The sequence below is a fragment of the Mycobacterium szulgai genome (assembly GCF_002116635.1).
Lineage (GTDB): Bacteria > Actinomycetota > Actinomycetes > Mycobacteriales > Mycobacteriaceae > Mycobacterium > Mycobacterium szulgai.
Map to the genome: position 1 here is coordinate 1 of NZ_LQPW01000162.1, position 13,211 is coordinate 13,211.

The 13,211-nt window shown below is 64.6% G+C and carries 3 protein-coding genes; 1 reads left to right on the forward strand and 2 read right to left on the reverse strand.

What is annotated here, in order from left to right:
- Window positions 1-460 precede the first annotated feature (460 nt).
- Window positions 461-1,741: a serine hydroxymethyltransferase gene (gene glyA / locus AWC27_RS24340; RefSeq protein ID WP_085672826.1), complete on the forward strand. Its 1,281-nt coding sequence runs from the start codon at window positions 461-463 to the stop codon at window positions 1,739-1,741.
- A 38-nt stretch (window positions 1,742-1,779) separates the two neighbouring features.
- On the opposite strand, the gene AWC27_RS24345 is transcribed toward glyA, so the two are convergent.
- Window positions 1,780-7,929, reverse strand: a complete 6,150-nt coding sequence (locus AWC27_RS24345; RefSeq protein WP_085672827.1) for a non-ribosomal peptide synthetase — start codon at window positions 7,927-7,929, stop codon at window positions 1,780-1,782.
- A partial coding sequence (locus AWC27_RS33365) for a hybrid non-ribosomal peptide synthetase/type I polyketide synthase (protein ID WP_425437511.1) occupies window positions 7,919-13,211 on the reverse strand: 5,293 nt, incomplete at its 5' end. The genes AWC27_RS24345 and AWC27_RS33365, both read right to left, overlap by 11 nt.

Below are 13,211 nucleotides of genomic sequence, written 5' to 3' on the forward strand. Positions count from 1 at the left end.
CGGGACTCTCGCACAAGCGGCCATGGCCGCCGGAATGGCGATCCAGTTCCTCGCCGCGGTATTTGAGATGTGAGCCGGCCAACCCGCCAGGTCCGGTGATCGGGTGCGCGCACTCGGTTACTGGAGCTGGCGGGACCAAATTGACTGGCCAAGGACGCCGAATCCGGCGACCGATTTGGTCACGTATGTCCGCCGACAAGCACCCAAGAGGGCCGAAACGGAACAAGACGAGAGCCTCACGCGGATTCAGACTTGTTCCGACGTCGTGAGACATCGCAGCTTCGGGCTGACATGCACACAGGCTGACAGGTCAACGCACTCGACCAGGTGCCTCGCTTCATGGCTTTCCTTGATGATGCCGGCGTGGAAGCCGAGATTGTGGGCTGCTGTCTTGCAGGTCCAACACGTAGACTCTGGCCCCGTGACTCCGTTGCCCGATGGCTCCACTGCCCGCTCGGTGATGTCCGCTCCGCTCGCCGAGCTTGACCCCGAGATCGCAGACCTGTTGGACAAGGAACTTGGCCGTCAGCGGGACACCCTGGAGATGATCGCCTCGGAGAACTTCGTACCACGCTCAGTGCTGGAAACCCAGGGCAGCGTGTTGACCAACAAGTACGCCGAGGGACTGCCCGGCCGGCGATACTACGGTGGCTGCGAGCACGTCGACGTCGTGGAGAACATCGCCCGCGATCGCGCCAAGACGCTGTTCGGCGCCGACTTCGCCAATGTGCAGCCACATTCGGGCGCCCAGGCCAACGCCGCAGTGCTGCAAGCGCTGATGACACCGGGGGAACGGCTGCTCGGTTTGGATCTCGCCAACGGCGGCCACCTGACCCACGGTATGCGCCTGAACTTCTCCGGCAAGCTGTACGACGCCGGCTTCTACGGCGTTGACCCGACGACCCACCTGATCGATATGGATGCCGTGCGGACGAAGGCGCTTGAATTCCGCCCGAAGGTGCTCATCGCCGGCTGGTCCGCCTATCCGCGGATTCTGGACTTCGCGGCGTTCCGGTCGATCGCCGACGAGGTTGGCGCCACACTATGGGTGGACATGGCGCATTTCGCGGGCATGGTCGCCGCGAGGTTGCACCCATCCCCGGTGCCGTATGCCGAAGTGGTGTCCACGACCGTGACCAAGACGCTCGGCGGTGCTCGTGGGGGCATGATCCTGGGCAAACAAGAGTTCGCCAAGGCCATTAACTCTGCGGTGTTCCCCGGCCAGCAGGGCGGACCGATGATGCAGGTCATCGCCGCTAAGGCTGTCTCGCTCAAGATCGCCGCAACATCCGAGTTCGCGCAACGCCAGCAACGCACCCTGTCCGGCGCCAAGATCATCGCGGACCGCCTTATGGCCCCAGACGTCGCTAAGGCAGGTGTATCGGTGGTCAGCGGCGGCACGGACGTCCACCTGGTGTTGGTCGACCTGCGCGACTCTGCGTTGGACGGCAAGGCTGCCGAGGACCTACTGCACGAGATCGGCATCACCGTCAACCGAAACGCGGTACCAAACGATCCCCGCCCGCCGATGGTGACCTCTGGTCTGCGAGTGGGGACCTCGGCGCTCGCGACCCGCGGCTTTGGGGACGCCGAATTCACCGAGGTCGCCGGCATAATCGCCTCCACCCTGATGGCCGGCGCTGCGGCCGATCTGACCGCGTTGCGGCAGCGGGTGAGACGGCTAGCTGGCGAATACCCGCTCTATGACGGACTCGAGGACTGGAAGTTGGTTGGTCGGTAGCGCGCTCGGTCGCCGACACCAACGTTGTGAGATCGCGCCTAACCGGCTACCTCGGAAATCGGCGCTAACAATCCCCTGAGCTGTTCGCCGTACATGCGCAGCGAGCCGGTAGTCAACATGTCGTCATGCGTGCAGTCGACCGAATATTCTGCAATGTCTCCCGCAATATAAGGTCGCCAACATTGCAACAGAGACGAATCCCGATCGACTGCACTCTGCGCGGCCGTAAATATGATCGCATTACCAGCGAACACCCCGGGCGTGTGCCCTGATAGATACGATTCAACGGTCTTGAGATTTTCAACCATGAACTCCAAGAGCTGTTTCGATGCGGTGTCAGGTTCTAGTTCTGCGATATCTGTCCGACTGTCCGGCAGGTAACGCTCCAGCATTCCGCGCGCGAAATCTTGGACCACTTCGTTCTCGTCCGAAGCCTGGTACGTTACGGCGCCACCGGTATCGGCAAAGTGCACGGCGTCAAGGAGTACCAGGCATTGGATTTCGAATCCCTGGCGAGAAAGCTCAATCGCGAGTTCCTGGGCAATTACGCCACCGATAGACCAGCCGAGAAGCTTGTAGGGTCCATCAGGATAATTCGCTTTAACCCTCTCCGCATAGACCTTTGCCATATCACGTATTGATCTAGGTTGAATTTCCGCGCTTTCAAAGATTTGTTGAATGCCAATGATTGGACCGTCCAAATAATCACCCAAAGCCCGATACGCCCAGCTAACGCCACCACCGGGATGAATGCAGAACAGCGGAACGTCGGTACCGCGCTTGAGCGTCTCGACTGGAACGATATCTACCGAACTCACATCTCTACGCAAATGCTGGCTCAAGCCTGCAACAGTGGGCGCGTCGAATAAGGCGCGCATCGAAAGGTGGGCGTTCAGGGCCGCGTTGATCGCCGCGATCGCCCGCATCCCCAGCAGCGAATCACCACCGAGGTCGAAAAACGAGTCGTCGACACCGATCCGGTCTAACCCCAGTACCTTGGCGAAGATGTCGGCCAGGGCCTCCTCGGTGGGCGTGGTGGGGGCCCTATAGCGGCCAGCGTGACTGTAATCGGGGGCCGGCAGGGCCCGCTGGTCGAGTTTGCCGGTGACGGTCAACGGCAACTTGTCGATCGCCACCACCGCAGCCGGCACCATGTGTGCGGGCAGCTGCTCGGCCAGCGCCGCGCGCACACCGGTCACGTCCACTGCCCCGGTGACGTAGCCCACCAGGCGCTTGTTGCCCTGCTGGTCCTCGCGGGCGATCACCGCCGCTTGGTCCACCCCGTCCAGGCTGGCCAGCGCCGCGGTCACCTCACCTAGTTCGACGCGGAACCCGCGGATCTTGACCTGCTCATCGGTCCGCCCGACATACTCCAGCTGGCCATCAGCACGCCAGCGCACCAGATCCGCGGTTCGATACATACGTTTGCCGTGTACTCCCGCGCCGCCGAACGGACACGCTACAAAGCGCGAGGCGGTCAAGCCCGGGCGGCGCCAATACCCGCACCCGACCCCATCGCCGGCCACATACAACTCGCCGGCCACACCTGGCGGCACCGGCCGCAACCACTCATCCAGCACAAACAACGCCGCCGCAGCCACCGGTGAGCCGATCGGCGGCGTCCCCGACCCCGGCTTCAACGGCGCACTCATTGATACACACACCGTGGTCTCGGTTGGGCCGTAGCCGTTGATCATGACCCGTCCGGGTGCCCAGCGGTTCACCAGCTCGGCCGAACAGGCCTCACCGCCCACCGCCAACGTCACCGAATCCAAACCTTCGGGCGACAACATCGCCACCGCCGACGGGGTTTGGGACAAGAGGTTGACCTGCTCAGAAACCAGCAAGGCGTGCAGATCCTCCGGCGAGCCCGCCACCGACTCGGGCACCACGACCAACCGCCCGCCGTGCAAGAGCACGCACCAGATCTCCCACTGCGAGATATCGAAGGCATACGAGTGACACTGTGTCCACGCCCCACCAACCGGCAGGCATGCGTCCAGGGACCCCAGCATTGCGGTGACATTGTGGTGGGGGATGGCCACCCCTTTCGGGGTTCCGGTGGTGCCTGAGGTGTAGATGATGTAAGCGATGTCATCGGGGGCCGGCGCCGGTGGCGCTGTGCTGGGTTGGGTGTCGACAGCGGCGTTGTCTACGTCGATGACCATCACGTCATGGCCGTTCAGCCGGTCGGCCAGATGGGTGGTGGTGATCACGGCAACCGGGGCTGCGTCGGCCAGCATGAACGCGATCCGCGCCGCCGGCAGTGCGGGATCGATGGGCAGGAAGGCCGCCCCGGTTTTGAGCACCGCCAGCATCGCCACGATGGCTTGGCCGCCGCGTTCGAACAGCAGCCCCACACACCCGCCCGGGCCCACACCGTGATCAGACAGCAGGTGCGCCAACCGATTGGCCGCCTCGTCGAGCTCACGGTAGGTCAACGAAAACTCGCCGAAACTGACCGCCACCGCCGACGGGCTGGACTCCACCTGCGTGGAAAACATCCTCGGAATTGACACCGGTGCCGCCGAGACGGCGGTCAACACCGCGCGGTTGCCCCACAGATTCACCCGAGTCTGCTCACCGGCGTTGAGCAGGTCCACGGATGACAACCGCCGATCCGGGTCGGCGATCATCGCCGCCAACACTCGCTCGAATCGGTCGACGAGCGCCTGGATGCCAGCCGTATCGAATACGTCGGTGCGGAATTGGACGCGAAGTTCCAGCTCCCGGCCCGGCAGGGCTTGCAGCACAAGCGGGTAGTGGGTGGCTACGTAGCTGGTGATGTCGGTGATGGTCAGCTCGTGGGCGCCCACCGGCACGGCGGTGTCCATCGGGAAGTTCTCGTAAGCGAAAACGGTATCGAACAGCACATCCTGGCCGGTGATGCGGTGGATCTCGCTCAGCGCCAGGTGCTGGTGCTCGACGGTGTTGTTGTGAGCGCGTTGCAGTTGGCCGAGGAGGCTTGCGGTGGTGGTTGCGGCGGTCATGATCGCTCGGACCGGCACCGTGTTGATGAATAAGCCCACCATCGATTCCACGCCGGCCAATTCGGCCGGCCTGCCCGAGACTGCGATGCCGAATGCAACATCATGATGGCCCGTCAGCCACGTCAGCACCTGCGCCCAGGCGGCCTCCAGCACAGTGCTGACGGTGGTCTGGCATGAGCGCGCTAGTTGGGTAAGCGCCGCGGTGGTCTCGGCAGGAACCCGAAACGACTGAACTTCTCGCTGCCCGAGCCCTAACCGGTCCGGCGGGCTGACCAATGTCGGGTCGTCAAAGCCGGCAAACACCTCGCGCCAGGCGGCCTGGGCAGCCTGGTGATCCTGCTCAGCCAGCCAGGCGAAGAATCGGCGATACGCCCCGACCGCAGGCAGGTCTTCACCGCAATAGATGGCGAATATTTCCCGCAACAGGATCGGCAGTGACCAGCCATCCAGCACGATGTGGTGGTGGGTCAGTACAAGCCGGTACTGGTCTTGCGCGGTCCGGATCAGTACAACGCGACTGGGTGACTGGTGAGCCAAATCGCAGATAGCGGCGCGTTCGGCGGCACACACCCGCTCGACCTGCTCATCGGGGTCGAGATCGCTGGTACCTAGGTCAACATAGCGCCACGGCATCACCGGACCATCCGGGATGATTTGCACCGCGTCGCCCGACTGTAGATAGACGAATCGGGTCAGCAGCTGCGGATGGCGGTTGAACACCATCTGGACGGCATCGCGCAGGCGGTTGTGATCGAGCGTGCCGATCATGCCGATATTGAGATCCATCGCATACAGGTCACCCAGATCGGCCGGAGACTCCGCGAAACTTGCGTGGAAGAGGAGTCCCTGCTGCAACGGGGTCAACGGCAAAATGTCAGCGATCCGGTATAGCAGTTGGAATTCGTCGATCTCCTTCTGACTTAAGCGGGCGGGCATGAGATCGGAAGGGGTCAGCCCGCCGCCGCCACGGCGGACGTGAGCGCAGATGCCGCCGAGGGCGTCAAACCAAAGCTGCCCCAGCCGGGCGATCTGGGCACGATCAAGCGCGGACGAGGCCCAGGTCCAGTCGGCGTGCAGTCGCGGACCGGCGTCGGTGTCAACGATGACAGCGCGAACTTCCACGGTGTGCGTCAGCGGCATCGGCACAGCGGCGCTGGAGGCGGTCAACGACAAGCCTTCGTGACCGATCCGCCACAGATCACCAGTAGCCGAACACTCGGCAGGTGCCAAACGTCCCCGGTATCCCAGGTATCCCAGATAGTTGAATCCGATCTGCGGGTCGGATCCGGTGAGCTCAACGTGAGTGTTGAGGTAGCGCAGCAAACCGTACGTCAGGCCGACGGGGTGGGCTCGAAGCTGCTCTTTAACTGCCTTGACTACCGCCCCCAGCGCCGCCTCACCTGCCACCACCTGCTCCCAGCCGATAGCGCCCACAGTCACCGATACTGGGTACTTGGCGGTGAACCACCCCACGGTGTGCGACAGGTCAATACCCGGGAACAGTTCCTCGTGGCGCCCGTGGCCCTCGACGTCGATGCTGATCTCGGCGGTGTTGTCCAGAAACTCCGCCCACGCCAAGGCGAACGCGATCAACAGGATGTCTTGCACGCCGGCATGAAACGCCAGCGGCACCTCATCGAGGAGCATGCGGGAAGTCTCCGCTTCCAGCGCCGCCGACAGCTGCCCGGCGGTCGCATACGTATCCACAGCAGGAGACACCGCGGCCAGCGCCGGCCGAACCGCCACCGTCCGCCGCCATGCGTCCGCCTGGTCGACAACCGCCGGACTGCGTGCATGTTCACGCAGCAGCGACGCCCACCGGCGATACGACGTCCCTGTCACCGGCAACGCCACGTCCTGGCCGTCGCGACGCTGGCCCCAGGCGGCGTTAAGGTCGTCCAGCAAGATCCGCCAGGACAGCGCGTCGACGGCGAGATGATGAACGACCAGCACCAGCTGAGCGGCGGGGGCAACCCACAGTGCGCTCAGCATGACCCCTGCGGCCGGATCCAACCGGGACCGGGCCTCCACTACAGCATCGTCGGACAACACCTCCACCGGTTGCAGGCACTTGTCCGCATCCACCGAACCCGGTTCGGACACAAACCACAGCCAACCTGCGGCACCGTAGTCGTCAACCCGCAACCGCAGCATCGCGTGCCGATCCAACAAGGCCTGGAGCAAGACCACTACGTCGTCGGTGGTGACCCCCGCGGGAGCCTGCGCAATCATCGTCTGGTTGAACTGCTCAACCGGGCCGTCGACACTTGCCAGCCAGCACATGGTCGGGGTGGGCAACACCTGCCCGACGCCGTCATCGGTCACCGGGCCTTCAGCGCGAGTGAAACTGGCGACCCGGGCCACCCCGGCAACAGTCTGCTCAACGAATATGTCGCGCGGCTTGCACACCACACCGGCTGCCCGGGCCTGCGCCACTACCTGTATCGACGAAATGCTGTCGCCGCCGATGTCGAAAAACGACGCGTCGACACCCACGCTGTCCATGCCCAGCACCCGGGCGTAGATGTCGGCAAGGATCTCCTCGACCGCGGTGGTAGGGGCCCGGTAACCGCGATCGCGGTATTCGGGCGCCGGCAGGGCCCGCATGTCGAGTTTGCCGTTGACTGTTAACGGCAAGTCCTCCAAAACCACCACAGCCGTCGGCACCATGTACTCCGGCAGCCCAGCGGTCAGCGCCTTGCGTAAGCCCTCACCGTCTACTGTTCCGGTCACATAACCCACCAACCGCTTGTCGCCAGGGCGGTCCTCACGGGCGATCGCCACCGCCTGCCCCACCCCCGGGAGGTTTGCCAGCGCGGCTGCCACCTCTCCCAGCTCGATGCGATACCCACGGATCTTGACCTGCTCATCAGTGCGCCCGAGAAAGTCCAGCTGCCCGTCGCGGCGCCAGCGCACCAGGTCCCCGGTGCGATACATACGTTCTCCTGGCGCTGCCGCGCCGCCGAAGGGGCAGGCCACGAACCTGGACGCCGTCAACCCAGCCCGACGCACATACCCACAACCCAGCACATCGCCCGCCACATACAACTCACCGGCCACACCAACCGGCACGCGCCGCAAGAATCTATCCAGCACAAACAACGCCGCCCGCGGCACCGCCGAACCGATCGGCGGCACTCCCGAGTTCGCCACCAGCGACGCGGTCATCGTCGCAAACACCGTGGTCTCAGTAGGCATTGATCATCACCCGTCCGGGCGCCCACCGATCCATCAGCTCGGCCGAGCACGCTTCACCGGCCACCACTAACGCCACCGACTGCAAACCCTCCGGCGACAACATGCCCAGAGCCGAGGGGGTTTGACTCAAGACGTTGACCTGTTCGGAGACCAGGAGGTTGTGAAAGTCGGTCGCCGACCGTGCCACTGAGTCGGGCACTACGACCAGCCGCCCGCCACCCAGCAGCGCACCCCAGATCTCCCAAACCGAGAAGTCGAAGCTATAGGGGTGCCACTGCGACCACACCTGCTCCGGTCCCGGTGGCAGGCCGGCGACCGGTGTCTCGAACAGCTGGGTCACGCTGCCGTGGGCCACGGCCACGCCCTTGGGGACGCCGGTCGTGCCCGAGGTGTAGATGATGTAGGCGATGTCGTCGGCGGCCGGGACCGCCAGCGGCTCGGTACACGGGCGGGTGTCGATCCGGGGATCCTCGACATCGATCACCGTCAGGTCGTGCCCGTCCAGCTTCGGGCGCAGGCTGGCTGTGGTTATAACGGCCACCGGCCCCGCGTCCTCGATCATGAACGCGACCCGGGCCGGCGGCAGCGCCGGGTCGATGGGCAGATAGGCCGCCCCGGACTTCAATACCGCCAGGATCGCGATGATGGCCTGCGCGGAACGCTCAAAGACTAGCCCCACACACCGCCCCGGGCCCGCACCATGGTCAGCCAGTAGGTGCGCCAACCGGTTGGCCGCCTCATCAAGCTCGCGGTAACTCCACGAGTCCCCCTGGTAACTCAGTGCCACCGCCGACGGGCTGCGCGCCACGTGCATGGCAAACACGCTCGGAATCGACACCGGTGTCGCCGAGACGGCGGACAACACCGCGCTATTGCCCCACAGATCCAACCGAGCGTGCTCATCGGCGTCGAGCAGATCCACCGACGACAACCGCCGCCCCGGATCAGCGGTCATCTCCACTAGCACCCGCTCCAACCGAACGATGAGCGTCTCTATGCTCGCCGTATCGAAAACGTCGGTGCGAAATTCCACGCCCCCCGTAATGCCGGCAGGCTCACCAGCACTCGTCCAGAGTTCAGTGAGAGAAAACACCAGATCCATCACGGCGGTCTGGGTGTCCAGCGTCGTATACGTGACGTCTAGATCACCCAAGACCACCCCGGCTGCGGGATCATTGATCTGCCGGGCGAAGTTCTGCCAGGTCAATATCACCTGGATCAGGGGCGAATGGGTCATCGATCTGGTCGGGTGGAGCCGATCAACGAGCAGCTCAAAAGGAACGTCTTGGTGTTTGTAGGCCGCCAGGCAACGCTGTCGCACCTGGGCGAGTAGTTGGGTGAAGGTGGGATCTCCGGTCAGATCAGTGCGCAGCACCAGGGTGTTGAGGAAAAACCCCACCAGTCCATCCAGTGCGCTATCACCGCGGCCAGCGGTCGAGAAGCCCACCGCCACATCAGTGCTCGCGCTGACCTTCGACAGCAGCACGGCCAGGGCCGCCTGGACCACCATGAAGCTGGTCGCATTGTGCTCGCGAGCAACATGGGCCACCCGCGCTTGCAGGTCCGCCGTCCACTCGACAGCAACGCTGCCGCCGCGGTGATCTTCAACCAGCGGATAGGGCCGATCGGTGGGAAGCTCGAGGCGTTCGGGCATCCCGGCCAGGGCATGCTCCCAATAGGCCAGCTGGGCGGCGACGGGGCTATTGTTGTCCGCTAGATCGCCGAGGTTTTCCCGCTGCCAGAGTGTGTAATCGGCATATTGCACCGGCAATCCCACCCAGGCCGGAGCCTGCTCGGCGCACCGGCTGGCATAGGCGGCACCCAGATCGGCGAACAATGGGGTGATCGACGAGCCATCCGCGGCGATATGGTGCACGGTGATCACCAACAAATGTTCCCCGTCGGCGAGGGTGAAAAGCTTTGCCCGCAGCGGGATTTCGGTTGCCAGCTTAAATGTGTAACGCGCCGCGGAGTCGATAGCCTGGCGCAGCTGGCTTGGCGGCCATCCGGTGGCGTCGACGACATCCCAGCCGAAGTCTGCCCACACGGCGGGGACAACCACCTGCTGCGGTATCCCCTCGACCGCCGGAAACACCGTACGCAGGCTCTCATGACGGCCCACCACATCGGCCAACGCCGCGCCTAACGCATCGGCGTTGAGCTCACCACGCAACTGCAAAGCGACCGCGATGTTGTAGGTGGGTGACGGCCCCTCGAATTGATCGATGAACCACAGCCGGCTCTGCGAAAACGACAATGGAACCACCGTGGGTCGCGCAACAGGCACCAACGGCTTGAACCGCCCGGAAACCGGCCCCTCGATATGGGATGTCAACGGGCCCACCGCCGGCGCATCGAGGAAGGTGCGCGCACGCGGATTCTCGTGAGTCGTTCTGGTGATCTCTTCCCGCAGGTACTGGGCGAGGGCGGCCGGTGTGGGATGGTCGAAGACGACGGTAGGTGATAACGCCAGCCCGGTCGCGGTTTGCAGCCGCTTGCGCAGCTCGACGGCGGTCAGGGAGTCAAAACCCCGATCCTGGAACACGCGGTCGGCTTCGATGACGGCGGGATCGGCACCTAGGACGGTCGCGGCATGGGCACATACCAGCTGCAAGAGCATCGACTGTTGCTCTTCATCGGACAGCACGGCCCATCGCTGGCCTGACGCAGGCCCCGAAATAGCCGCGTCGCGGTCCCTGACCACCGACCGCCGCAGTGGACCCCCCACCGGCGTCCCCGACAGCCAGTAACGCTGATGCTGGAATGCATATGTCGGCAACTGCACCCGTTGCGGGCGCCACGGGGCGAATACCGCGGCCCAGTCCACCGCTACTCCGGCCACGTGGGCCTCGGCGAGCGAGGTGACAAAGCGCGGCCATCCCCCTTCGTCGCGGCGCAGTGAACTCAATACCTCCACCGAACCCGCCCCGCTGGCCTCGGCGGTTTCGGTCATCGCTACCGCTAACACTGGATGCGGACCCATCTCGATCAACGCCCGACACCCCTGTTCAATCAACACCCGCGTGGTCTGCTCGAACTGCACCGGCTGCCGCAAATTGGCATACCAATACCGGCCATCCAGAGCCTCAGTGCCCAACTGCGCACCGGTGACCGTGGAATAAAACGCCACCGTGCCCGCCCGCGGGGTGATCCCCGCCAACTGCGCCACCAACCGCTGCTCAACAGCCTCCACCTGTGCGGAATGCGACGCATAATCCACCGGGATCCGCCGGGCGAACACCTCCTGGGCCGCACACGCGGCCACCAACTCATCTAATGCCTGCGGATCCCCGCTGATGACGGTGGAGGCCGGGCTGTTGACCGCGGCCACCGACACCCGCCCGCCATACTGCGCCAACCGCTCACCCACCTGGGCTGCGGGCAACCCGATCGCCGCCATACCCCCCAACCCGACCAATTCAGCGATCGCCTGACTACGCAGCGCCACCACCTTGGCCGCATCTTCCAAACTCAACCCACCGGCCACATACGCCGCAGCGATCTCCCCCTGGGAATGCCCCATCACCATCTCCGGCACCACCCCACAGGAACGCCACAACGCCGCCAACGACACCATCACCGCAAACAACGCCGGCTGCACCACCTCCACCCGGCTCAACCACGACTCATCACCACCGCGCACCACCTCCTCCAACGACCACTCCACATACGGGGCCAACGCCTGCCCACACGCCCGCATCGCCGCAGCAAACACCGGCGAGCAATCCCACAACCCCACCGCCATCGCCGGCCACTGACCCCCCTGACCCGCAAACACAAACGCGGTCTTGCCCTGCACCACCCGCCCAGTCACCACGTTGGGTGCGGGTTGGCCGCTCGCCAACCCCACCAAGCCCGCCAACAACTGCTCACGGTCAGCACCCACCACCACCGCCCGGTGCTCCAACCCCGCCCGACTCGTGGCCAACGAAAACCCCACATCGGCCACACCCGCCTCGGGATGCTCGGCCAGATAAGAACGCAACCGGGCCGCCTGAGCCCCCACCCCCGCCTCCGTCTTGGCCGACACCACCCACGCCACCACCCCCGCCCCGGCCAACACCGGGGCCGGCACACCCTCACCAGCACTGTCCGGCGCGACGGCGGCGGTGGTGGGTGGGGGGGCCTGCTCGAGGATCACGTGCGCGTTGGTGCCCGAAATCCCGAACGAGGACACCCCCGCCCGACGCACCCGCCCGTTGGACGGCCAGGGCTGGGCCTGGGTCAACAACGACACCGCACCAGCCGACCAATCCACATGCGCAGACGGCTCATCGACATGCAACGTCGCCGGCAACACCCCATGACGCAGCGCCTGGATCATCTTGATCACCCCGGCCACCCCCGCCGCGGCCTGCGTATGCCCAATATTGGACTTGATCGAGCCCAACCACACCGGCCGATCCACCGCCCGATCCTGCCCATAAGTAGCCACAATCGCCTGGGCCTCAATCGGATCCCCCAACACCGTCCCGGTGCCGTGAGCCTCCACCACATCAATCTCAGCCGGTGCCAACCCCGCACTAGCCAACGCCGCACGGATGACCCGCTCCTGAGCCGGCCCATTAGGCGCCGACAACCCATTAGAAGCCCCATCCTGATTAACCGCACTGCCCCGAATCACCGCCAACACCTCATGCCCATTGCGGCGCGCATCCGAAAGCCGCTCCAACAACACCAAACCCGCCCCCTCAGCAAACCCCGTCCCATCCGCACCAGCAGCAAACGACTTACACCGCCCATCCACCGACAACCCCCGCTGCCGAGAAAACTCCACAAAAATCCTCGGCGTCGCCATCACCGTCACCCCACCCGCCAACGCCGCCGAACACTCACCCGCACGCAACGCCCCACACGCCTGATGCAACGCCACCAACGACGACGAACACGCCGTATCCACCGTCACCGCCGGCCCCCCCAACCCGAACACATACGCAATCCGCCCCGACACCACACTGGCCTCAGTACCAGTCAGCAAATACCCCTCCACCTCGCCATTGCCCCGGCCCACACCCCCGTACTGCGAGGAATACGCCCCCACGAACACCCCCACATCACTACCCCGCACCGAACCCGGATCCATCCCCGCCGACTCAAAGGTCTCCCACGCCGTCTCCAACAACACCCGCTGCTGAGGATCCATCGCCAACGCCTCACGCGGCGAAATCCCAAAAAACCCCGCATCAAAATCCGTCGCACCCTCCACAAACCCACCCATGCGCGTATACGACGCCCCCACCCGATCAGGATCAGGATCATAAAGACCCCCCACATCCCAACCA

Excerpts from the sequence above, each read along its gene's own strand:
- AWC27_RS24345 (WP_085672827.1), bottom strand. The coding sequence starts at position 7,929 with ATGCCTACTGAGACCACGGTGTTTGCGACGATGACCGCGTCGCTGGTG.
- glyA (WP_085672826.1), top strand. The coding sequence starts at position 461 with ATGTCCGCTCCGCTCGCCGAGCTTGACCCCGAGATCGCAGACCTGTTG.